The sequence below is a fragment of the Chryseobacterium amylolyticum genome, from assembly GCF_051011775.1.
Classification (GTDB): Bacteria; Bacteroidota; Bacteroidia; order Flavobacteriales; family Weeksellaceae; genus Chryseobacterium.
Genome location: NZ_JBPCHX010000006.1, coordinates 414,855 through 437,716, shown reverse-complemented (window position 1 = coordinate 437,716; position 22,862 = coordinate 414,855). Strand labels below are relative to the sequence as shown.

The following is a 22,862-nucleotide window of genomic DNA, read 5'->3' as shown; positions in this document are numbered from 1 at the left end:
ACTAAGGGCATAAAAAAACCGCTCTGAAAAGAGCGGTAAATTTTTTAATGTCAAATTGTTTGCTGGTTAGCAAGTAGAACCGCACTCAAGTAATTTGATGTGGATTACACCGTTAACAACACATTGTGTCTGGCATAAAGCGTTAGTTACAACAGTGCTTACACCGCCTACTACTCCACCTACTGTAGATCCTACGCCAGTTACAACACCACCAACGATAGTACCTACACCGCCTACTACTCCACCAACTACACCTCCTAGTCCACCTAGAAGTCCGCCGATTGGATCTAGTAATCCGTTACCTGAAATAGCTTTTAATTCGTTTCTGTCCAATTTTTTTAAGTTTTTCATAACTATAATTTTATATGATTATTACATCACGAATATATGAATAATATTTATACCATTGCAAATTATTTTAAATAAATTAATTATTTGTTTTTATTGTTTAATATTTCATTAATATATGGTCATTTTAATAAAAATATGATTTTCACTTATATGTGATTGATTTTCTAAATGTTAAAAAACATAATTCAATTTATGAAATTTGGAGTTATTATTTTTGTATTAAATTATATTTATTGTTGTTTATTTTTTAATTCATGTAAAATCATTATAATTCCTCTTAAATAAGGCTTGAGAGGATGGGAAATGAGTCTGTAAACTGCTGCCATTCATTCATTTTGGAGGAGATTGTCAAAATAATAGATAAAATTTGCTCCCTTCTGATAGCAAAACCTACCTGAATCATTGATAACGGAATCAAATTTTGTATTTTTGCTGACATACTTTAATCAATGTCAGTTTTTTCAAATAATATACGCTTTTTAAGAGCCAGAAGAAAGCTCTCCCAACAGAATGTAGCCGATGAATTAATGATTTCAAGAGTACGGTATTCAAAATATGAAAACGGAATATCCGAACCTCCTATCGAGCTGCTGGTAAAAATCTCCAAATATTTTCATGTAAGCATTGATCTTATGCTGTCTGTAGATCTGGAGAAACATCCGGTGGATGAAATGCTGAAACTTCCGGATAACAGGATCGTTCTTCCGGTAGCGGTAGATACTCATGGAAATGATACCATTGAAATTATTCCTCAGAAAGCTTCCATGGGGTATCTGGAGGGATACAGCGATATCGAATACATTGAAAGTCTTCAGCGTATTGCACTTCCTTTTCTTAACAACGGAAAATACAGGGCTTTTCCTGCAGATGGTGATTCTATGCCGCCGTTCAGAAACGGGTCTTATATTGTAGGGAAATATATAGAGGGCATCAGTGAACTGAAAGAAGGTAAAACCTATGTTTTTGTTACGCTGAATGATGGTATTACTTACAAGCGTTTTAAAGAAAGGAAAGAAAATGCAATCTGTGTAAGTGCTGACAATTCATTTTATGAGCCTTATGATATTCCTTTTGAAGAAGTAGTAGAAATCTGGCAGTATGCTTCAGGAATTTTCCCCGAAGATTTTGAACCGGGTGATTATGAAAACTATAATTTCAAAGAAATGTTCCGGGAACTGAGAAAGGATATCAGAGATCTTGATAAAAAGATCACAGGCCGCCGTCGTAAACAGTCATAAAATCAATATCTATTATAAAAATGCTCCTGGTATAAAACCAGGAGCATTTTTATATAGTACGTTTATGGTATTATAACTCCTCAGAAAGTTCAATCCATACGGGAGCATGGTCGCTGCTTTTCTCCCAACCCCTTACATGACTGTCTACTCCACCGCTTTGTAACCGGGACTGCAGATACGGACTTAATAAAATATGATCCAGCCTTATCCCTGCATTTCTGTCATAAGCTTTGTATAAATAATCCCAGAATGTATAGATTTTTTCGTTCGGATAGAGGCTTCGTATAGAATCCAGCCAGCCTTTTTTCTGAAGATCTTTATATGCTTTTCTTACTTCTGTCCGGTATAATGCATCATTTTCCCAGCGTTCGGGTTTATGGACATCAACAGGCTCCGGAATAATATTAAAATCGCCGATAAGAATGGCAGGAAGTTCCATTTTAATGAGCTGATCGGTTCGTTTTTTAAAACGTTTGAGCCATGATAATTTATAATCAAACTTAGGTCCGGGATAAGGATTTCCGTTAGGAAGATACAGACAGCATACCACTATCTGATCTATAATAGCTTCTATATAACGGCTTTGAATGTCCTCAGGATCACCCGGTAATGACCTTTGCACTTCTGTAATTTCTTTGTTTTTTGCCAGTATGGCCACTCCGTTCCAGCTCTTCTGTCCATTCCAGATGGCCTGATATCCGGCGTTATTGATGTCCTGCAAAGGAAAACGTTCCTGAGGTGCTTTTAATTCCTGAAGGCAGACAATATCCGGTGAAGCTTCTTTCAGCCATTTCAATAAAACAGGCAGGCGGCCATTGACTCCGTTTACGTTATAGGTTGCTATTTTCATGATGAAGGTTTTTGGAAAATCAATTTTTTTTAATTACGACAATAATTATTCCATCATAAATATCTATTAGGTGGTATTTTATGAAATAATAATCTAAAAAAATAAGTTTTGATGAATAATCTCTGGGCTGTGAGGTAAAAGTTCAATATATTTGTGATACAAGATATAGCTCATTAATACTAAAATTCCCCGATGAAAAGATATCCAGCCTTTTTATTAGCATTACTTTTTCCTGTTACAATGTATGGACAGCAGAGTCTCACTGCTGACGAATTGTTTGCTAAAGCCCGTACCACGGCCTTTGAACAGAAAGACTATACAACTTCTATAGCGCTGGCTAAAGAAGCATTGGAAAAAGCGCCGAATTATACGGATATTTCAGTTTTTCTTGGGAGATTATATACATGGAATAAAGATCTGGCTGCGGCGAGAGCTGTATTTGAAGACCTTGGAAAAAGAGGTGTTCAGGATGAAGATTATTTTCTGGCCTACGCCTCATTGGAATACTGGAATGATCAGAATACAAAGGCTATCGAAATTATTGATAAAGGACTTTCCTATCATCCAAAATCTGAAGCACTTTTGCTGCTGAAGGCGAAAGTATATTTTGGGATGGATCATTATGAGGAAGCTGATCAGGCTGTAAAGACTCTTTTATCCATCAATCCTAAAAATACGGAAGCAAGGGCTCTTGCTGTGAGAATAAATGATCTTTCTTCTAAAAATGCGGTTGGAATAGTTTATAATTATTCCCATTTTGACAAACAGTTTGATGACGACTGGCATATTGTGGGAGTAAGCTATAAGAGAGTAACTCCTATTGGTTCTGTGATTCTTCGCGGGAACTATGCCAATAAGTTTGCACAGGGAGGAACGCAGATTGAGCTGGAAGCTTATCCGAGACTTTCGAAAATGTTTTATCTGTATGTTGGCGGAGGATATTCTGATGATGTCGGTCTTTTCCCGAAATACCGTACCGGAGTTTCCCTGAATGCCAATCTTCCCCACAGCTTTGAAGCTGAACTAGGTTACCGTCAATTGTATTTCAGCAACAGCATCTGGATGTATACTGCTGCTGTAGGGAAATATTATAAAAATTTCTGGTTCAATCTGCGTACTTATATTACGCCGGACAGCAAAAATATTTCGCATTCTTATACGGCAACGGTACGATACTATACAAAAGGTGCCCAGGATTATTTTGCTTTTCAGGCCGGAACGGGAATCAGCCCTGAAGAAAATCGTAATAACCTCCTGGAAAATGAAACTTTTAAGCTTAAAACCTTTAAAGTAGGTGCTGAATATAATTTCTCTTACCGCACCAATCTGTTTTCTGTAGGAACCATGTATTATAATCAGGAATTCCGTCCGGGTGAGAAAGGAAATCAGTTTGATATTACTTTGGGCTACACCAGAAAGTTCTAAAACTTTGATTTCATTTTTTTCTTAAAGTTAACCATTACCGAATCAGGCATCAGTTTTTTAGTAGAATAAAACTTTGCATTCATACTTTTATACTGATTGAATCTGCCATTGATTTTAGTCATGGCTGCTGCATCACTGGAAGGATCTTCTTCCAGGTTCTTAAGCGTGAAAAGCTGTCCGTCATGGATATAATACTTTTCAGATACGAAATCAATAAGCTGGTTTTTACTCTGCATCATAGGAATTCCGGCCTTGCTGATTTCAGCATCTGCAGAAAAGCCTCTTCCCACCCATGTCACGGTAGAAGGTGTTTTGATTTGATAATTATTCCTGTAATAGGCCAGAATGGAAGGTGCAATATCAAAATGGCTCACTGTTTTATAAAAACGTTTTGGTTCCTTTAATAAAGGTGAATAGATTAACAAAGGAACATGGTACCTGTCAATTTTAGACTGTAAAGTAATTTCAGGCATACTGTGATCTCCTGTAATGACAAAAATTGTATTGTTATAATCCGGGCGTTTGCTGTAATTTTTGAAGAAACCTTTAATCGCATCATCGGCGTTCAATACTGAAATGAGCTGATCTTTATGAGCGGTTGCCCATTTTTTCTGCTCTGGAGTTAGAATCCCGGAATTAAGCCTTTGATTGTACAACTTTTCATAATAACCTTTATTATTGATTAAAAAAGGATTATGGGTTGAAAGCGTAAGGATCATATTGAAATACGGTTGATTCCATGGTTTTTGCTGCTCCTGCATTTTACCAAAAACGGCCTGGTCTTCATATCCCCAGCTCTCTCCGTTGCTGGCAGGAAGTTTACGGTACGGACTGCTGAATAATGCTTCATCCACAATATGATCTACTCCACTGTATTCCAGAAATTCGCGATACCGGTCGAATGATGTATGGCCTCCATAATAGAACCCTGTTTCAAATCCGTTCGCTTTAAGAATATTGTAAAGATTGAAGTTTTCTGGTGTTTTTTCTATTTCAAGAAATCCGTTTTTCCCGAAAGGAAGTGATCCGGTCAAGGACGGCAATGCTCCGAATGTTCTTCCTGCTGAACTTAAACTGTTTTCCCAATACAAACTTTTATTAGACAGAGAATCAAGGTAAGGAGTAAAGTTACCGATGTATCCTTTGGGCGATGTATACGCATGTCCGAAGCCTTCCATTATAAGGAAAACAAGATTGGGAACCTTCCCGGATCTGTTAAAATATGATCCCAGGAAATCCGGGGTATTTTCTTTTCTCCAGAACGGAAAGTTTTTATCAAGCATTTCCGCATTGGCAGCATAGTCTTCATTTTCGCTTAGCAATTCAGTAAGCTCCGGATGATCACTGATGAAATTATCTTCGTTGGATTTAAAGAAATAAGCCCATTTACTTTTTGCTGCATTCTGATTAAACTCACTTTCAGAGCTCAGAATTTTGGATCCTACGATATCGGAAGGAATAAAAAAGGCTGCTAATCCCAATACCATGATTATCAATCCCGGATATATTGTTTTTAAAGCGGTTTTCCCGGCAATCCATAAAGGAATCAGTGAGCCGGCTATTAAAATTCCCAGTAATGCAAAGTTCTTGAAGTTGAGCATTCCGCTGGCCTGTAAGATTTGCTTTATTTCTTCTTTGCTGTAATATAAGATATCTGCCCCCAATACATTACGTGTTTCAGAAAAATACAGGAATAAGATATATTGGGTAACAGCTACAATGAGCAGGGTTACTATCCCCAGAATCCTTGCCCAGCCTTCTTTGATAAAATTGATGATCAGATAAATAAATCCGATACAGAAGGTCAGTCTAAGAGCAAATAAAATATTTTCTGTGAAAAGATGGCCAATGATAGCCGGAGTTTCAAATTTTGGAAAGATATACTTATACCATAATGATTCTGCAACTATGCCAGCCAAATATAAGGCAAGGAAAATCAATGCCAGTATTCCCCACTTTTTAAGCCCCACCTGAAGAATAGCGTATATTCTTTCTTTCAGAGGTAAATTTTGTGTACTTTGATTAAAGCCTTGTCTGGTCATTTCACCCCAGCCGTGCGATTTTTTAAAATAATCTATAAACCCGTTTACACCCGCTTTCACCACAATAGGATGGAAATAAAAAGGTTCGGAAAAGGCGGTGAAGATTAATCTGAGAAAGTCTTTCCTTTTGGTATAAACCTGATGGCTTACAAGATCCACCAATATAGCATAGATAGAATACAGAAAGCCCATTGAGATCACAAGAGCGAACAGAATTACAAAAAACGGCCAGTTGATAATTCCCAGCAATAAAAAGATGATAAAGATAATATACCCTGAAAATTCGATAAGTGGTCCCAAAAATTCAAAGAAAAACCAATACGGAAGACTGATCATTCCTAGTTTTCTGTATTTCGGATTGAACATCAGCTTCCTGTGTTTCCACAGGGTTTCCATCGTTCCGCGCATCCATCTGTTTCTTTGTTTTCTGAGAATATCTTTGGACTCGGGAACTTCTGTCCAGCACAAAGGATCCGGAATGGTAAGCACTTCATAAGGTTCGTTCCTTTCTTCCATGTATTTCCTCATTCTTACCACCAGCTCCATATCTTCTCCCACTGTACTTTTATCATAACCTCCACATGCCAGCACAATTTTTCTGTCAAATACGCCAAAAGCACCGGAGATCAGAATCAGACCGGACGCACGGGACCATGCCATACGACCGAGTACGAAAGCTCGTATGTATTCCAGTGCCTGTGTTCTCCCCAGCAGGGTTTTCGGCATGTTGACACTTACTACTTTTCCGTTTTCAATGACACAGTTATTGGCCAGACGAATTACTCCACCGCAGGCGATGAACTTTTTATCGGTCTGCTCCAGCATGGGTTTTGCCAATTTTAAAATCGAATCCTGCTCCAGAATACAATCCACATCAATGCACACCAGATATTCCCCGGAAGAGATATTGACTCCCACATTTAAAGCATCTGCTTTTCCACCATTTTCTTTATCAACAACAATAAGCTTTTTAAAGGCCGGATTTTTACTTTTATAAACTCCTCTTACGGGATTGGTTTCTATTTTTCCCTGAATGAAATAAGCCACCGATTCCAGTTCATAAGCTTCGATCAGCTTTTGTATGGAATCATCCTTACTTCCGTCGTTTACAATAATAATTTCCAGATTATGATAGTAAAGGGATAACAGGGAACGTACATTTTCCACAATGGTCATGCCTTCATTATAGGCCGGCGCAATAACGCTGAATACCGGGGCATTGGGATTGGCCGCAATGATACTGTAATCTGTAAATGTATTTTCTTTTTTGTAACGCAGCACAGCGCCCAGTGCATATATTCCTATCCACCCATAGATAAGGGTTACTGCTGTTCCGTAAATTAAAAACAGCCAGATAACAACTTCATAGGTGATGTGTGAGAATTCTAACATACTTTTTCCTGTAATGCGTATTTAATGATTTGAATTAATTCTTCAGAAGAAGTTTCCTTCTGTAATACTTCTGCCAGATACTCATGCTTTTCAAGTGCACATAAAGCTTCTGCGGCATACACTTTCAATCCTGAATCACTGCCATTCAATAACTGATCTTTCAGAAAATCCGTACTGCGCTGATCTTTTGACTTTTTCATGACTTTAAGGATCTCTTTCTGAACTTCAACCGGCTGGTGCGGATAGATTTCTATAAGATGGGCAATCGTAGAGGAGTTTTCCAGTGATAATAAAGTCTGTACCGCCTGTATCCGTATTTCAGGAGAAGAATGGTCCAGCAGATTAATAACAGAAGGATAAAGGGATAATATCTGAAATTTCCTTAACAGTTTAAGGGTGAAAATAACTACAGAATCATTAGATCTTTCCATCCAGCTTTTAATATGATCTCCTGAGTTATCAGGAATCTGAGTAATTGAAATTAGTAAACGAAGCTGCTGCCATTCTGATATGGTGGATGTAATGCTGCTCAGGAAATGAAGGCCTTCAAATCCTTTAAAGTGAACCATTGCATATTGTGCTTCCTGATATACCTGAGCTGAAGGATGGCTTAAAAATGGAGCTATTTTAGGCAATGCTTCTTCTACATTCATAGCGGTAAGTTCCTGTATCCCTCTTGCAATTAAGTGCACTTTTTTTTGACAGAGCTTTTTTAACGCTTCTTCCTGAAGTCCATATTTCCGGAATAAATCTTTCAGTTTGTTTTGAGCTGCTCCGGAAAATTTCTTCTCGGATTCTGCCAGCTTCTGAAGGAACAAATTTCTGAATATAGAACTGCCTGATGCTGACGAGAAATTATCATCCGGAGACATTTCGTCTTCACCATATACAATCACTTCTGAGATTCTTTTATTGATTACTTCTGACCATCTGAAAGCCTGCACGGATTCTCTGTACTGGTAAAAACTGTAGATCAGCACTGCAATAATCAGCAGTAGAACCAGAGACAGCATCCCCAGAAAAACAAGAAAAAGAAAATGTACAGAAGTGGTGAGAAACATGGTTATCGTTTATTTTGAAGAAAATCTTTTTATTCTTAGTATCAATTCATTGGGACTGAATGGTTTTACAATAAAATCCGCTGCTCCGAGGTCAAAAGCATTCAGTACCACTTCTTCCTGTCCCATGCTGGAAAGCATGATCACCGGGATCTGCTTGCCCATGGTTTTAATAGCTGAAAGTATTTCAATTCCGGAAGCAAACGGCATCATAATATCTGTGATGGCCAGGTCTACATCTTTTGTTTTAAGGGTTTCTATAGCGTCTTTTCCGTTACGGGTAAGAATCACTTCGTGCCCTTCTTTTAATAATTTGTGCTCAATCGTTTTTAGAATCAGTTCGTCGTCTTCGGCGATTAGAATCAGCATAATTTTATTTTTTTATTGTATTAAATTTTTAATGAATTGTAATCCTGTTGTGATCTCCCGGATAATTTCTTTTTCCATGGAGGTAAAATCCATGCCAGGTTCTGTTTTCTTTTCCCAGTCAGCTGTACGTTCAGTAAGTTTTATCAATCCTGCCGTTCCTGCCGTTCCTTTAAGCTTGTGAAGGATCATTTTCAGGGCTGTGCTGTCTTTTTCTGCAGTGCTTTTTCTGATATTTTCTTCAGCCTGAGTAAGTTCCTGTATCACAAGGTTCAGAAATATTTTTTTGAAATCTTCATCATCATCACCCATATGTTCATTCAGAAGTTTTATATCAAAATATTTTTCCTTATCTGATGATTCTTCCGAAGGAATGTCATTTTCATTAAGAATGTATTTTTCCAGTATTGCCAGCAGATCTGCCTGTCTTAAAGGCTTAGGCAGGAAGTCATTCATCCCGGAATCCATACACTTTTCTTTTTCTCCCAGTACATTTCCTGCAGTCACACCAATAATCGGAACACCGGCATACTCCGGAAGTAACCGGATTTGTTTCGTTGCTTCAATACCGTCCATTACCGGCATCTGAACATCCATTAAAATGATATCAAATATTTTTTCTTTACACTGCTCCAATGCCTGAAGACCATCAGTAGCTTCTGTGAGCTGTGCATCAGGGATTAATGAACGTACCATTTTATTATTCAGCACCATATTCACAGGATTGTCATCTACAAGTAAAACCTTAGCAGACTGCATTAACTTTGGTGCTTTTGTTTCCGGCTGCGTGTTACTGTTTATCTCTTTTTCAGTATTTTTTACAGCAAGCTTCAGCGTTTTATAAAGCTCTTCAGATTTGATCGGTTTTAACAGAAAGAACGAATTGTTTTCCTGGCGGAAAGAATTGATCACGTCATGCTCTTCAGAAGAGGTATGAAGAATAATCAGAGGAGATGATTCATTTTGTTTATCAAACAACTCCCTGATTTTTTCTATGGTTTCCAGTCCTGAAATGACCGGCATATGATAGTCCATCAGAATCACATCAAAACGTTCTCCTGCAAGCAGTATCTGAAGGGCTTCCATTCCGTTGGCGGCAAGCTTTGAGTCCACATTTTTATAAGCGAGCATATGCTGAATAATGATCCTGTTGGCCTCATTATCGTCTACAATCAGTACCTTGTTTATCTTCAGATCTTCATCTTCCTGGTGTTCAGACATCTCGTAAGGAACCTGGATGTCAAAATAGAATGTAGATCCTTTATGAAGCTCACTTACCAATGACAGACTGCTTCCCATATAGTTCAGGATATTGTTGGAAATGGTCAATCCAAGGCCGGTTCCTCCGTACTTTTTGCTGATAGAGCTGTTTTCCTGGGTGAAAGCATTGAAAATATGCTTTTGTTTTTCTTTAGGAATACCAATTCCGGTGTCTCTTACAGAAAATCTCAGGGTAATATTTTTACTCTCAATACTCAGTTTTTCTACTTTAAGTTCTATTTCCCCTTCCTGGGTAAACTTCACGGCATTTCCAAGAAGATTGATCAGAATCTGTTTGAGTCTCGATTCATCCAGCCAGATGGTTTCGGGAAGTCCCGGTTCTATATTTAAAAGTAATTCTATATTCTTTTTCTGAGACTGATAAAGGATTACATTGATTACCTGGCTGACAATATCATATACATTGGCTTTTTCAATGGAAAGATCCATTTTTCCGGATTCTATTTTGGAGAAATCAAGGATATCATTGATAATGTTCAATAGATTTTCACCGGATTCATTAATATAATTAAGATACTGAGTCTGTATTTCGTTCAATGGTGTCTTTAACAGAAGATCCGAGAAACCGATAACACCATTTAACGGAGTCCGGATTTCATGGCTCATATTAGCCAGAAATTCTGACTTCGCCCTGCTGGCAATGTCTGCCATTTTCTTGGCATTTTTAAGTTCCTTATTGATCTTCACAGAAGCTGTAATATTCTGTGCAGAAACAATAATCCCACCAATAACATTGCTGGAAAGATACCAGGGAGTAACCTCCACATTATAATGCTGAATAGATTCCTTGCCGGGAATTTCTATCGCCATATCTTCATTCTTGTAGGCTTTTCCTGCCAGGGCATCCCGGTATATTTTTATTCTTTCATCGGGTACATCCGGAGAAATCTTAAACATGTTCTCCCCGATGAGCCTGATGTCGTTCATCTGGAATTCATCTTTCCAGCTGCTGCTTACTGACAGATAATTAAGATCCTTGTCAAACATGGCTACCGTAGCAGGAACATAGGCAACAAATGCCTGAAGCATAGCCTCTTTTCTGGCCAGTTCGAGGTAAACTTTTTTGAAGTTGTCAATATCCTGTATGATTCCGTAGACTCTGGTACATACTCCTCCTTCAAATTCCGGTATTCCTTTTACCCTTACCCAGATCATGACGCCGTCATTTCTTATCAGCTGTAATTCTTCATCGTAGGGAACGCCTTCTTTCACAGCTCTCTCGAATAAGGATTCCAGCTTTTCCCGGCTGTTTTCACTGTAGAAGCCCAGCGCATTCTCAAAATCCGGCTGGAAATTTTTATCTATTTTATGAATTTCTCTGGTAGACTGTGACCAGATTACAGTGTTGTTTTTGAGATTGACTTCCCAGCCTCCCACCTGGGCAACGGCACTGGTCTGTTCCAGCATCTTTTTGGTATGAACCAGATCTTTTTCCAGGGTCACTCTTTCGGTAACATTCAGTGCGGTACTGACTACGTACGGTTTTCCTTCCTTATTGATCTCCACAAGGTTATGGTACATCCATATTACTTCATCACCTCCTTTTGTTTTCAGGATCATGGTCCCGAAATCTTCACGGTTTTTGTTGATGCGCTCCAGATATTGTTCAAGAAGATACCAGTTTTTTTCAGGAACCAGGTCTTTTAAATTCAGATCTTCCACCTCTTCGGCAGAATATTGAAGAGTTTCTCTTCCTTTTTCATTGACGGCGATGATATTTCCTTCCATATCATGCATACTCATCAGTCCTATTGCATTTTCGAAGAAGCTTCTGAAACGGCGTTCGGAGCTTTCCAGTTTTAGTTTTTCTTCAATACGCTGGGTAATATTGATTCCGAAGCAAAAAATATCTGAATGGCTCTGGTTCAGTTTTAAATACCATTCAACAATAATGGTTTGGGTATCACTGATATTGGTAGAAGTGGTAAAAGTAACCTCTTCATCCGTATCAGGAAGATTTTTAGAGAGCAATTGCAGCTGGGAATTATGACTGCCTACCAGGTCAAGGAAATTCTGATTAAGAACCTGGCTTTTATTTATTTGAAATGCGTTTTCAAAAGCAGGGTTAATGTCTTTCAGGAAAAAATCTTTGTCCAGCACACAGATCAGGTTATTTGAAATGCTGAAGGTTTGCTGAAAATATTCGGCCTGGATGTTTTTCCGTTTCCCCATCAGAAGTTTCGTGACCGCTTCCCCTATTTTTTTTAGGGTAGAGATCTGGTCTTCCGTAATAGTTTTAGGCTTATAATCAATTACGCAAAGCGTTCCCAATGCAAATCCTTCGTCATCTAACAGGGGTACTCCTGCATAAAACCGGATTCCGCCTGCCAGTATGAGTGGATTATCAGAAGATCTTTCATCCAGTAAAGTGTCATTAATGACTACGATATCCCCACTTGCGATAGAATACTGACATACTGTATTTTTCCTGTCTACAAAATCCAGGGCAATCCCTACACAGCTCTGAATGGTTTGGGTTTCGCTTTCCATCATGGCAATAAGCGCTGCCGGGCAGTCGGTCACCAGACACGCTGTTTCTGCAAAAACGTCCAACTGGGGATCTTTTTCCAGGTTTAAAAGATCAAAAAACTCCAGTTTTCTCATTCGGTCTTCTTCATTCGCAGGAATTGGGTACTTCTTCATATGTTATTTCAACGGTTAGAGATTTTTCTTTTTTGATTATTAAAAAATGATAATCAAGTCCTTAAAGTTTATATTTTTAATATTTTTAAGTGCTTTAAATTATTATTTTAATAAGTAAAGCAAAATACGAAATAATTTTGTATTCCGTTGCAGTAAATTTGTTAATAAAGGAATATGCATGGTTATTTTAAAAGATTTAAAGAAATTTTAAAGATATAAAGAAGTAATAAACAATATAAAATAAAAAGTACCACATGTGATCATATGGTACTTAGTGTTTGAATCAGGATGAAAAGTAATGCTTTAACAGTGTTTTTTTAAGGCCTGACGATTGATTTTTAAAGTCCATTTCCGGATGAGCCCGGAAATGGACACACCACTTATCATCATCCAAATCACAACTATACTATGAACAGAGAGGCAATAGTCTGTGCATCGCTGCCGCTTAAAATCTCATCATAAGCTGCAGAACCGGCTGCAGCTCCAAATAAGGTTCCTGTATTGAAACCCGCCTGATTGGTATTATCTTCTCCTGCATAAACAGGATTGGTTGCAGAAGGCATACTTCCCCCATCGGCAAGCTCTATCCATCCTTTGTTTGCTCGCATTCTTCTTACCTGCGAAGCATGTCTGGCTTCTACAGAATGAATCTGTAAGGCTGCCTGAAGCACAACCTTATTGGACATTACATTTCCTGCCTGTCCTTTATATGCCCTTACTCCCGTATCTTCAAAGGCCTGAGCAAGAATCAGAAACTGATTATAATCTGTAAAAGGAGTAAAATTTCCCCCAGCGGTAAAATCAAAAGTCGGTTTGTTTCCCGGAGTCGTTCCTAAGGAAGTCAGTGTACTTTTCAGAAAACCTACATGAGCAGATTCATGCTTTGAGATCTGCATAAAAACGGTCCTGTCTGCATTCGGAATAAGTCCCGGTGTAGACAATCCTATGCTGTAATATTCATTTTCAAGGTATTCCAGCACCAATGCCAGCTGCAATGCATCTGTAAGGGTACTTTTTAAAGCCATACCTGCAAATGCTGTTTTTGAGGTTTCTGCTTTAGCCGGAGTTGCCATCAGTGCACCCAGTCCAAGCGGAACTGCTGCTACTGCTGCTTTTTTTCCGAATAGAGACATATTGGTAATGGCCTCAAGTCTTGATGCTTCCGTTGTGAAAAATTTATCATGGGAAAGCTTATCCAGTAATCTAAGAATATTCATAATGTGAGTTTTTAAGGTGAATGATTAGTTGATGCCTCTTTCTTTCCAGGTAAAAGGTGTTTTGATGAATGCTCCGGCAGCCATTACGACATCTTTGGGCTCTTTTGCGAGGTCAAGTCCATTGGCATCTATCGCGTCATCTCCTGAAAAATCTGCAGAGCCGGGATTGATGATATTTCTGATAGCGGAAGCATGTCTGGCTTCTACAGAAACTATTTTACCGGCAATAACAAGGTATGCCGGGTTGGAAATATATTTTCCCGCGCCATTATAAGCGGCTACCCCCGTATCTTCCAATGCTTTTGCTGTGGCCAGAACTGAGCTCCTGTTATTAAAATTCACATTCGGATACTGGAATTCGAGCTTAGGCAGCACATGATCTGTAGCTCCGCTGATGGCAGCTTTGAAGAAATCCCTGTGTATCACTTCATGATGGTACAGATCTGTAAAAAGTTCTTTTTCAATACTGGAAATTCCCGCATAGAAATTGTTAACTACTTTCGTATAAAAGTCGGCTTCAAGCTGTTCAAGTGCATAGGCGTAATTTAATACTCCTACATCCCCTGTTCCAAGGTCATACTTGGATTCTTCTATCATCTGGAAATCATCATTATCATCACAACCGATAATGGTAAGGCCTGCGATGGCCAATCCTACTCCACTTAATTTTAAAAAGTTTCTTCTGCTGGTATCAAGGGTAGCTCCCTGATTAGAAACGTGAATGGTTCTTTTCATACTATTTATTTTTTAGTGTTGGGTTTAAGAGAAAGAAAAACAGCATACTGATATGCTGTTGAATCTCACAAGTTGTTATGGCATCAGAACTGTATCGATAACATGAATCACACCATTAGACTGGTTTACATCCGCAATGGTTACTTTCGCGTTGTTTCCTTTAGCATCTTTTATATAAAGGTCTTTTCCTTTGGTCCAGAAAGTAAGTTCCTCTCCCTGTACCGTTTTCATCATACTTTTTCCTTTTCCTGCTTTTACGGCTGCCCAGATTTCTTTAGCACTGTATCTTCCGGGAAGAACATGGTACGTTAATATGCTGGTAAGTGTTGTCTTATTTTCAGGTTTTACAAGGTTTTCAACGGTTCCTTTGGGAAGTTTTGCAAAGGCCGCATCTGTAGGTGCCAGTACTGTAAAAGGTCCTGCCCCCTCTAATGTTTCTACCAATCCGGCAGCTTTCACTGCTGCCACAAGTGTTTTGTGATCTTTGGAATTGACAGCGTTTTCAATAATATTTTTGGATGGATACATGGGGGCTCCTCCCACCATTACTGTTTTTTCTTTCATCATTTGTGCAGTTACCTTCCCGCTGAAAGCAAATGATAGAGCTACCATTGCCAAGACTGTGATTTTTGATTGTGTGTTCATTGTATTGATTTTTTTATTGATTATATTTATTTGTGCTTTAATGTCATTTACGAGGTTGGTTTTATTTTAGATTGAAAAAGATTGAAATTTATTTCATCTATTTGATTTTCAGCTGGTTATTTTTTTATATTGTAATTTAATAAGTACATCAGGACGTTTTCTGAATTATCTTTCTATTCTTTTCTGAATGAAATATCTTGTATTGAATATTTTTAAATGATTTCTTTAAAATTGTGTATGAAATAAAAGATGTTTAGGATTTTGTTGACTATATGTTTTATTTTATTACATTTGGACAGAAAAATAAAAGCTATTAAAACAACCTATTCTGAAGAAGAGCTTATCGTTTTATTAAAAGAAAAAAACGAAACTGGTTTTCATTATCTGTATGACCACTATTCTGGTGCGCTGTACGGAATTATTCTTCGGATTGTTCAGTCTAAAGAATATACTGAAGAAGTTATTCAGGATGTTTTTGTTAAAATATGGAACTCCATTCATCAGTATGATGCTTCCAAAGGGAGGTTTTATACCTGGATGATCAATATTGCAAGGAATACCGCTATTGATTATTTAAAGTCTAAAGGATTCCAGAATGAGCTTAAAAACCAATCACTTCCGGATTTCGTATATAATACTGCAGAACTTTCAACAACGAATAATTCTTCCGACTATATCGGATTCAATAACGTTCTGGAAGGGCTGGAAGCAGATAAGCAGGAACTTATTGATCTTGCTTATTATCAGGGATATACCCAGCATGAGATATCTGAGAAGCTGAAGATACCCCTGGGAACTGTAAAAACAAAAATGCGGAATGCACTGATGAAATTAAAGGATTTGCTAAAAGATTATCAATAAATTGAACACTAAAGAATACATATCATCCGGAATTATAGAATCTTATATTCTTGGCCATGCTTCTCCCGAGGAAGCAGGGATTTTGGAGTGTGTGATGAAGAACAATGCTGAAGTAAAAGCAGCTTTTGAAGAAGCGCAGAAAACTTTGGAAGATCTTGCTACGGCACAGACGGTAGCACCTCCGGTTGATCTGAAATCTAAGATATGGAACAAAATTCAGAAGGAACAGACTGTTGAGGAAGTTATCCCTGCCCTTTCAGCAGATATTCCGGAAGCAAAAGATCAAAACGAAGATATTCCGGAGTATAAAGCTCAAGTAAATACCCCCTGGAAAACGTATGCAGTAGCAGCTTCTGTACTGTTTCTGGTAAGTGTTGCCGGTAACTTGTACTGGATGAACACTCAATCTGCGAATCAAAAAGAGATGGCTCTGCTGGCAGCAGATAAAAAGCATCAGGATGAGGCCATACAGAAAATGAATCAGAAACTTGAGATGTTCTCCAATCCTGATATGAAGATGGTTATGCTGAAAGGAGTAGAAAAGCATGCGGATGCCAAAGCAATGGTTTTCTGGGACAAAAAAACAAAAGAAGTCTATCTGAATGCTGAAAAGCTTCCGAAAGCTCCTGAGGGAATGCAGTATCAGCTTTGGGCTATAGAAAACGGAAAGCCGGTGAGTGCAGGAATGTATACCGAAGATAAAGACAGCAGAATTGCTTTAGCCAATATTCCCGATGCCCAGGCCTTTGCCATAACTCTTGAAAAAGAAGGAGGCAGTAAAGTGCCTACCATGGAAAATATGTTTGTAATGGGGGAAATATAGCCTTCTTATAATAAAAACAAGGCGGACACAATCAAATCCGCCTTGCCATCTCCCAAATAATTAAATATGAAAAAATATGAATGTTTTGTTTATACAGGGCATGCTTTCAGCATCAGATCATGCAGATCTGTATTTTTAATAAACGGCTGTAAAATTTCATTTCCCGGGCCATAAGCCGTTACTTCCACGTAATCTCCGGAATGGTCCATACTGATCCATCCAACAGAATTCCTGCTTTTCTGAATTTCCGAATATAGTTTAAAAGGCAGCTTTTTATAATTATAAAGACCTCCTTCTTCCCCTTTTTCAAGACCGTTGTAAAAGCTCAGCAGATGTTTGGCTTCATCATCATTCAGGATAATTTTGTTACTTTCATAAATCCAGTCTTTAATATCATTCATTGAATAGTCTTTCTGAATCTTGTTCAGAATATATTCATTGGTATATTGATACCCTGAAATACTGTTAAAGTTTTTGGTGGCATCCGTACCATAAATAGTTCCGGGATTGGCATTACCATGATCTGTAGTGATGATTACCAGGGTGTTTCCATCTTTTTCAGCAAAATCCAAAACCGTTTTTACGGCTTCGTCAAATGCCAGCTGATCGTGAATCAATGCAGCAACGTCATTGGCATGGGCTGCCCAGTCTACTTTTCCGGCTTCTACCTGAAGAACAAAACCCTCCGGATGATCCTTCATCTGGTTAATAGCTGTATCGGCCATTTCAGCAAGAGTTGGAGTATTTTTATATTCCTGCAGATGAGCCCTGTCAATACTGTACGGCAGCGCTCCTGTACTGAAGATTCCTAACAGCTTCTCTCCTTTTCTGACTTCTTTCAGGTCGTTTTGTGTTTTCAGAATCCGGTATCCCTTTTTGCGATAAACAGAATAGAGATCTGTCTTGTCTTCTCTTTTGGCAGGATTGAAAAACTCGTCACCTCCGCCTAAAAGCACATCCAGTTCCAGGCCGGCATAGATCTCAGCGATTTGAGGTTCTGCATTTCTTCTGGAAGAATTTACACAAAAACCAGCAGGAGTTGCATGGGTAACGGTAACGGTAGTCACACAGCCTGCTTTCTTGCCTCCTTTTTTATATTGCTGCCATATCGGAAGATGCTTCTCACCGTTAGGTCCTATATTCAGTGTCCCGTTTTTTACTCTTATCCCTCCTCCAAAAGCTGAACTTGCAGCAGCAGAATCTGTTACTATAGAGCTTGCTGAGGCTGTATCCATCAGGGCACGGGTTACTTTTTTCTCATGATACAGATTGAGCCAGTTACTTCCCCTTCCTAAAATATTCCGGGAATACAGGTCTGCCATTGAAAGTGTTCCCAGACTCATCCCGTCACTGACCATAAAGATGATATTCTTTGCCTCTCCGGTCTTCGTTTTTTCACTATTCTTTCCGAAGCTCCAGAGATCAGCGGGTGATAAGGTTAATAATCCTGAAAGTATTGCAGAACCTTTTAGAAATTTTCTTCTGTCCATATTGTTTTGAATAATGTACCAAGTTATCGCATTTAACTTTTTACCGATACATTGTTGCATTAATTAAAAGTTAATTTTAAATATCCTTTGGAAAGGGATCTTCAAAGCCTTGTTTTTTGTCAAACAATTCTTTTTCCCTTTCATTGATAAGGCAATGCTGAAGATCAGACAGCATTTGATCTTTATCCAGATTCTGCCCAATAAAGACCAGTTCATTAACCCTGTCACCCCAGTTTTTGTCCCATCTTTTTTCAATAAAACTTTGATTTTCCGTAAATGAAGAATACTGTACTCTATGGCTTAGCGGCATGCTGCTCCACCATACCCCTGCCTTTTCCAAACGGAAAGATCCTCCTGCCTGAGAAAAGTTCAGGGCATCATCAGGTCTTGACGCCAGCCAGAACAGACCTTTCGCTCGTATTGTTCCTTCAGGATAATGATGGTTCAGGTATTCCCATAATCTTACCGGATGAAAAGGCTTTCTGTCTCTGAAAACGATTGAACTTATTCCATATTCTTCCGTTTCGGGAGTGTGGTGCTCCGATTGCAGTTCTTTTTGCCAGCCGGCAGATGATTGCGCTTTGTCGAAATCAAAAAGCCGTGTATTTAAAATCTGCTGAGGATCAATTTTACCAAACTCTGAGTGTAAGAGAACCGCATCCGGATTTAACTTTTTTATGGCAGCCTGTAAAAAGCCAAGTGTTTCCGCATCTATAAGATCTGTTTTGTTTAAAATAATCACGTTGGCAAATTCGATCTGATCGGTCAGAAGATTAACAATTGTCCGGTAATCGCCTTCCATATCCGTAAGATCACGGTCCATCAGCAGTTCATTAGAACCGAAATCTTTTATGAAATTAAAACAGTCTACTACCGTTACCATGGTATCTACATAACTGAAACGGGAAAGGTCTATTCCGCTTTCTTCATCAATGTAGGTAAAGGTTTGAGCCACAGGAACCGGTTCACTGATTCCTGTACTTTCAATAAGAAGATAATCAAAACGGTTTTCGCCGGCAAGGCGTTCCACTTCTACCATCAGATCTTCACGAAGTGTGCAGCAGATGCATCCGTTGCTCATTTCTACCAGTTTTTCTTCTGTTCTTGAAAGGGTATTTTGATTTTCAACAATAAGGGCATCAATATTCACTTCGCTCATATCATTCACAATGACAGCTACCTTCAGTCCTTGCCTGTTGTGTAAAATATGGTTCAGTAATGTGGTTTTACCGGCTCCCAGGAAACCGCTCAGTACCGTTACAGGAAGTTTTTTTGTCATTTTTTAATGTTTGTGATTTTTAAAATTGATAAGGTGGCCGGTTATTAAGCCTGCAGTTCCGATATAGATCAATGGCACATGAATCTCCAATAGTATATCGGTGAGGATGGAAATAGAGATGAGAAAAACAGAAGTCCAGAATAAAATCTTTAGCCAGCGTTTTTCTATCTTTTTGGTTACCCTGAAAACAACAACAGCCCCAATACAAAGAAACACGAGATCAATATAAGGATTGTGTGATATTCCTAAGGGAACAATTAATAATAACGGGAAAACAATACAATGAATCAGGCATAGAACAGCAGCGGAGATTCCTACAGCATCAAGAATTTTTGATTTCATAATAGTCCAGAATTAATTTTCTTATTGTAACTTTGTTGCAAAAGTAGAAATAAAAAATTAAATATCGCAACTTTGTTGCATTAAAATATGAAACAGGTCAGAAATACGCATGCCAAGACTGAAATTTTAAACCTTATCAATGGTTCGGATGTAGCCCTTACGCATTCTGATATTCAGAAGAAATTAGGTGATCTGTGTAACAGGGTAACCATTTACAGGGTATTGGAAAGGCTTGAAAACGAAGGTGCCATACACAAGATCGTTAATATTGACGGGGTGGTAAATTTTGCAAAGTGCAGCGGAAAATGTACACATGAACAGCATTTTCACAATCATGTTCATTTCAACTGCAAAGAATGTCATTCTGTAACGTGTATTGAAAATGCGATTCCGGAAATCAGTTTGCCGGAACACTTTATTGCACAGGAGTACAATTTTATTATCAGCGGGATATGTCCGAAATGTGCTGATGCTTAAAGCGAAAAGGTAAAAAAGCGTATTGATCTGCTTTTTTACCTTTGTGATTTGTTATAAGGAAGAGATATAGACTTCTATTTTGGTTCCATCATAATTGAAGGTACCGTCAGCATTCTTTTTACCTAATACCCATTTCATGTCTACAGGTACAGACCATGCAGATCCTAATGAAAATCCATTAACGGATCTGATTTCATTTCCTTTTCCTGTAGTAACTGCTGAATGAAACCAGCTTTTATCAATCAGTCTGTAGAAACCGATTGCTTTTCCTGCCGGGATTGGCGAATATCCGTCCCATTTTTCCCCTGCCGGATAGTTAAATACGGTTAACCATTTTTGCCCGGCTGATTCTGCCAGTTGAGAAGGGCTTATAGATGCACCGCGCATATATAATGCATACGCTACAGCATCATGACATACTCCACTGTTGTATTTCGAAATATTTTCTGCTCCTGAAAGAAGAGCATGCGCAACGGGCGCTCTTTCAGATAAGGATAGCTGAGCCTTCCTGGCTCCTTCCGGTGTGATAAATGACATATAATAATATTTTGTTTGGTGTGGTAAAGATACACCTTTCAAATTTAATCACTTATGTTGGATAATATTTTAAGTTTTGGCTGAAGCCGTTGATAGGGTCATTAATCAATAAGCGGGTTAAAACCCGCCTCTATTGATACATAAACCTGTATTATATCTGAGAATGGTATGAATATTCAATAGGAACGGGCTTTAGCCCGATCTAACAATTGCATCCAGATAGTTCGGCTTCAGCCGAAACTTAATATCGTATAGGTTTGGCTGAAGCATTTGAAATGGCGGATGATGAAATAAGCGGGTTAAAACCCGCCTCTATTGATACATAAACCTGGTATTATATCTGAGAATGGTATGAATATTCAATAGGAACGGGCTTTAGCCCGTTCTAACAATTGCATACAGATAGTTCGGCTTCAGCCGAAACTTAATATCGTATAGGTTTGGCTGAAGCATTTGAAATGGCGGATAATAAAATAAGCGGGCTTTAGCCCGCTTCTATTGATAAGTATAATTAAGGATTCATTTAGCAATAGTACATACATTCATAGCTGAAAAGCTTTCCGTCTTTAAAGGTAAAAATAAAAAGTCCTGCATCCCCATTCTGGATATGATATTCGTGTGGAGAGGAAATCCAGCGTGATGAAAGCAGATCCCCAAAACGGGTTACAAAACTCCTTTCATCATAATTGGAATCCATACGCTCATTTCCTAAAACCAAAGCTTCACCGTTGGTAAAAGACATTTTGTAGATGCTTCCGGAAATTTTTCCTTTATATTCTTCAAAAGCAACGATGATGTCAGGTGTTTTATAGAAGTATTGAGGTTCCCATCCGCATTCCGGCATATCGGGAATATCATTCACTCTCTGCATTTCCAGTTTTTTCATCTGGGAGTCTGTTATTTTGCCGTCAAAAAGTGCGGTTTCTTTCCATAAGAAATGCATGTTCAGGGTTTTTAATTTCTTTTCATAGTCCTTTGTTCCAGGTTTTTTTGCAAACTGCTCTGCCAGAAGAAGTTCAAAGTCGATATCTGTTTTCGTGTTTTCTATACCGGCATTGGATTCTTTCCAGTACTGTAAAGCCTGTTTAAGATTTTTATCCTCCATCCAGGCGATTTCACGTAACCTTCCAGCCTGCGTCAATTCTTTTTCTTTGTTTTTACCTTTTACTGCAAGATAGTCTTTCAGCACTTTTTCGTAGGTAAGTTCAGAACCAAGGTACTTCATCTGGATATATTCCGGATTTTCATGGAAATGATCACCAATATAAACCCAGCCATCCTGATATAAAGGAACATAATCAATACAGACCAACTCATTTAAAGCAGCTCTCCGTACCGGCGTACTTTCTGTTGTAGGACCTTTTCGCACCCGAAGTTCCGATACCTGTATATAGAAATGCGGACATTGCTGTCCCTGCGGCCCACGGTAGAAATACTGGGCTGGTTCGCCGGAAGATTTATTACCGTGCATGGTTTTTTGTAAAGGCTGGCGGTCTATGAAACCGATATCCCCGTTGCTTACCTGTACTTTGTATTGTGTCTGGGTAGAATCCAGAAGATAAACAGGTGCTTCTGTAGAAAAGATTCCTAAAAGATCTTTATTATTTCCTTTTTCACGGAAGAGATGTCCCCATTCTGATGTATAAACCGGCTTTTCACCTGGTTTCTGAGCCATAGTATTGTAAAAGCAGCATTGAATGATGCCGGTTCCTAATAATATCTTTTTCAACATATTGTCATTGGTGCAAACCTTTTTAGAAAAGGTTTTGTTATTATTATACTGTTATTTCCTTCAAAATTACTGAAAAAT

19 protein-coding genes are annotated in these 22,862 nt (G+C 38.5%); 5 read left to right on the top strand and 14 right to left on the bottom strand.

Annotation, left to right across the window (positions count from 1 at the left end):
* Positions 1-66 precede the first annotated feature (66 nt).
* Positions 67-351 (bottom strand): bacteriocin-like protein, encoded by a 285-nt coding sequence (locus ACR1PO_RS18490; protein ID WP_002979306.1) that lies wholly within the window; start codon positions 349-351, stop codon positions 67-69.
* A 449-nt stretch (positions 352-800) separates the two neighbouring features.
* Between ACR1PO_RS18490 and ACR1PO_RS18485 the strand changes: the two genes are divergently transcribed.
* Positions 801-1,589: an XRE family transcriptional regulator gene (locus ACR1PO_RS18485; protein ID WP_433987727.1), complete on the top strand. Its 789-nt coding sequence runs from the start codon at positions 801-803 to the stop codon at positions 1,587-1,589.
* A 70-nt stretch (positions 1,590-1,659) separates the two neighbouring features.
* Here the strand turns inward: ACR1PO_RS18485 and xth are convergent, their stop codons facing one another.
* Positions 1,660-2,439: an exodeoxyribonuclease III gene (gene xth, locus ACR1PO_RS18480; RefSeq protein WP_433987726.1), complete on the bottom strand. Its 780-nt coding sequence runs from the start codon at positions 2,437-2,439 to the stop codon at positions 1,660-1,662.
* A 192-nt stretch (positions 2,440-2,631) separates the two neighbouring features.
* On the opposite strand from xth, the gene ACR1PO_RS18475 reads away from it, so the two are divergent.
* The gene (locus ACR1PO_RS18475; RefSeq protein WP_433987725.1) at positions 2,632-3,864 is read left to right on the top strand and encodes a YaiO family outer membrane beta-barrel protein; all 1,233 of its coding nucleotides are present in this window, start codon (positions 2,632-2,634) and stop codon (positions 3,862-3,864) included.
* Here ACR1PO_RS18475 and ACR1PO_RS18470 read toward each other — a convergent pair.
* The 7 genes from ACR1PO_RS18470 to ACR1PO_RS18440 all read right to left on the bottom strand — a co-directional run bounded on the left by ACR1PO_RS18470 (position 3,861) and on the right by ACR1PO_RS18440 (position 15,243).
* A complete protein-coding gene (locus ACR1PO_RS18470) occupies positions 3,861-7,298 on the bottom strand; it encodes a sulfatase-like hydrolase/transferase (RefSeq protein WP_433987724.1) in 3,438 nt (1,145 codons plus the stop codon). The two genes, ACR1PO_RS18475 and ACR1PO_RS18470, sit on opposite strands and share 4 nt — an antisense overlap.
* Complete coding sequence (locus ACR1PO_RS18465) at positions 7,292-8,359, bottom strand: HEAT repeat domain-containing protein (RefSeq protein ID WP_433987723.1); 1,068 nt, start codon at positions 8,357-8,359, stop codon at positions 7,292-7,294. Before ACR1PO_RS18465 ends, ACR1PO_RS18470 begins: the two co-directional genes overlap by 7 nt.
* Before the next feature lie 9 nt (positions 8,360-8,368).
* Positions 8,369-8,725, bottom strand: coding sequence for a response regulator transcription factor (locus tag ACR1PO_RS18460; protein WP_433987722.1), 357 nt, complete (start codon positions 8,723-8,725; stop codon positions 8,369-8,371).
* A gap of 12 nt (positions 8,726-8,737) precedes the next feature.
* Entirely contained in the window at positions 8,738-12,646 is a 3,909-nt protein-coding gene (locus ACR1PO_RS18455; RefSeq protein WP_433987721.1) for a response regulator, read from the bottom strand.
* A 401-nt stretch (positions 12,647-13,047) separates the two neighbouring features.
* Complete coding sequence (locus ACR1PO_RS18450; protein WP_433987720.1) at positions 13,048-13,863, bottom strand: ferritin-like domain-containing protein; 816 nt, start codon at positions 13,861-13,863, stop codon at positions 13,048-13,050.
* A gap of 24 nt (positions 13,864-13,887) precedes the next feature.
* Positions 13,888-14,598: a ferritin-like domain-containing protein gene (locus ACR1PO_RS18445; RefSeq protein WP_433987719.1), complete on the bottom strand. Its 711-nt coding sequence runs from the start codon at positions 14,596-14,598 to the stop codon at positions 13,888-13,890.
* 75 nt (positions 14,599-14,673) lie between these two features.
* On the bottom strand, positions 14,674-15,243 hold the full coding sequence (locus tag ACR1PO_RS18440; RefSeq protein ID WP_433987718.1) for a fasciclin domain-containing protein: 570 nt from the start codon (positions 15,241-15,243) through the stop codon (positions 14,674-14,676).
* Positions 15,244-15,534: 291 nt separating this feature from the next.
* Here ACR1PO_RS18440 and ACR1PO_RS18435 point away from each other — a divergent pair, with 291 nt between their 5' ends.
* Positions 15,535-16,104 (top strand): RNA polymerase sigma factor, encoded by a 570-nt coding sequence (locus ACR1PO_RS18435; protein ID WP_332386717.1) that lies wholly within the window; start codon positions 15,535-15,537, stop codon positions 16,102-16,104.
* Position 16,105: 1 nt separating this feature from the next.
* Positions 16,106-16,927, top strand: a complete 822-nt coding sequence (locus ACR1PO_RS18430) for an anti-sigma factor (protein WP_433987717.1) — start codon at positions 16,106-16,108, stop codon at positions 16,925-16,927.
* Positions 16,928-17,016: 89 nt separating this feature from the next.
* On the opposite strand, the gene ACR1PO_RS18425 is transcribed toward ACR1PO_RS18430, so the two are convergent.
* The 3 genes from ACR1PO_RS18425 to ACR1PO_RS18415 form a co-directional block, all read right to left on the bottom strand.
* Positions 17,017-18,417 carry an alkaline phosphatase gene (locus ACR1PO_RS18425; protein ID WP_433987716.1) on the bottom strand — a complete coding sequence of 467 codons (1,401 nt, stop codon included), beginning with the start codon at positions 18,415-18,417 and terminating at the stop codon, positions 17,017-17,019.
* A gap of 76 nt (positions 18,418-18,493) precedes the next feature.
* The gene (locus ACR1PO_RS18420) at positions 18,494-19,696 is read right to left on the bottom strand and encodes a GTP-binding protein (RefSeq protein ID WP_433987715.1); all 1,203 of its coding nucleotides are present in this window, start codon (positions 19,694-19,696) and stop codon (positions 18,494-18,496) included.
* A gap of 3 nt (positions 19,697-19,699) precedes the next feature.
* Entirely contained in the window at positions 19,700-20,038 is a 339-nt protein-coding gene (locus tag ACR1PO_RS18415; RefSeq protein WP_433987714.1) for a MerC domain-containing protein, read from the bottom strand.
* Positions 20,039-20,125: 87 nt separating this feature from the next.
* Here ACR1PO_RS18415 and ACR1PO_RS18410 point away from each other — a divergent pair, with 87 nt between their 5' ends.
* The gene (locus ACR1PO_RS18410) at positions 20,126-20,515 is read left to right on the top strand and encodes a Fur family transcriptional regulator (RefSeq protein WP_002979333.1); all 390 of its coding nucleotides are present in this window, start codon (positions 20,126-20,128) and stop codon (positions 20,513-20,515) included.
* 51 nt (positions 20,516-20,566) lie between these two features.
* Here the strand turns inward: ACR1PO_RS18410 and ACR1PO_RS18405 are convergent, their stop codons facing one another.
* A complete protein-coding gene (locus tag ACR1PO_RS18405) occupies positions 20,567-21,052 on the bottom strand; it encodes a hypothetical protein (RefSeq protein WP_332386722.1) in 486 nt (161 codons plus the stop codon).
* Between the two features lie 523 nt (positions 21,053-21,575).
* A complete protein-coding gene (locus tag ACR1PO_RS18400; RefSeq protein WP_433987713.1) occupies positions 21,576-22,784 on the bottom strand; it encodes an SH3 domain-containing protein in 1,209 nt (402 codons plus the stop codon).
* Between the last annotated feature and the right edge of the window lie 78 nt (positions 22,785-22,862).

Bases quoted from the DNA above. Each gene is read 5' to 3' on its own strand.
- ACR1PO_RS18490 (WP_002979306.1), bottom strand. From the start codon at position 351: ATGAAAAACTTAAAAAAATTGGACAGAAACGAATTAAAAGCTATTTCA.
- ACR1PO_RS18485 (WP_433987727.1), top strand. From the start codon at position 801: ATGTCAGTTTTTTCAAATAATATACGCTTTTTAAGAGCCAGAAGAAAG.
- xth (WP_433987726.1), bottom strand. From the start codon at position 2,439: ATGAAAATAGCAACCTATAACGTAAACGGAGTCAATGGCCGCCTGCCT.
- ACR1PO_RS18475 (WP_433987725.1), top strand. From the start codon at position 2,632: ATGAAAAGATATCCAGCCTTTTTATTAGCATTACTTTTTCCTGTTACA.
- ACR1PO_RS18470 (WP_433987724.1), bottom strand. From the start codon at position 7,298: ATGTTAGAATTCTCACACATCACCTATGAAGTTGTTATCTGGCTGTTT.
- ACR1PO_RS18465 (WP_433987723.1), bottom strand. From the start codon at position 8,359: ATGTTTCTCACCACTTCTGTACATTTTCTTTTTCTTGTTTTTCTGGGG.
- ACR1PO_RS18460 (WP_433987722.1), bottom strand. From the start codon at position 8,725: ATGCTGATTCTAATCGCCGAAGACGACGAACTGATTCTAAAAACGATT.
- ACR1PO_RS18455 (WP_433987721.1), bottom strand. From the start codon at position 12,646: ATGAAGAAGTACCCAATTCCTGCGAATGAAGAAGACCGAATGAGAAAA.
- ACR1PO_RS18450 (WP_433987720.1), bottom strand. From the start codon at position 13,863: ATGAATATTCTTAGATTACTGGATAAGCTTTCCCATGATAAATTTTTC.
- ACR1PO_RS18445 (WP_433987719.1), bottom strand. From the start codon at position 14,598: ATGAAAAGAACCATTCACGTTTCTAATCAGGGAGCTACCCTTGATACC.
- ACR1PO_RS18440 (WP_433987718.1), bottom strand. From the start codon at position 15,243: ATGAACACACAATCAAAAATCACAGTCTTGGCAATGGTAGCTCTATCA.
- ACR1PO_RS18425 (WP_433987716.1), bottom strand. From the start codon at position 18,417: ATGGACAGAAGAAAATTTCTAAAAGGTTCTGCAATACTTTCAGGATTA.
- ACR1PO_RS18420 (WP_433987715.1), bottom strand. From the start codon at position 19,696: ATGACAAAAAAACTTCCTGTAACGGTACTGAGCGGTTTCCTGGGAGCC.
- ACR1PO_RS18415 (WP_433987714.1), bottom strand. From the start codon at position 20,038: ATGAAATCAAAAATTCTTGATGCTGTAGGAATCTCCGCTGCTGTTCTA.
- ACR1PO_RS18410 (WP_002979333.1), top strand. From the start codon at position 20,126: ATGAAACAGGTCAGAAATACGCATGCCAAGACTGAAATTTTAAACCTT.
- ACR1PO_RS18405 (WP_332386722.1), bottom strand. From the start codon at position 21,052: ATGTCATTTATCACACCGGAAGGAGCCAGGAAGGCTCAGCTATCCTTA.
- ACR1PO_RS18400 (WP_433987713.1), bottom strand. From the start codon at position 22,784: ATGTTGAAAAAGATATTATTAGGAACCGGCATCATTCAATGCTGCTTT.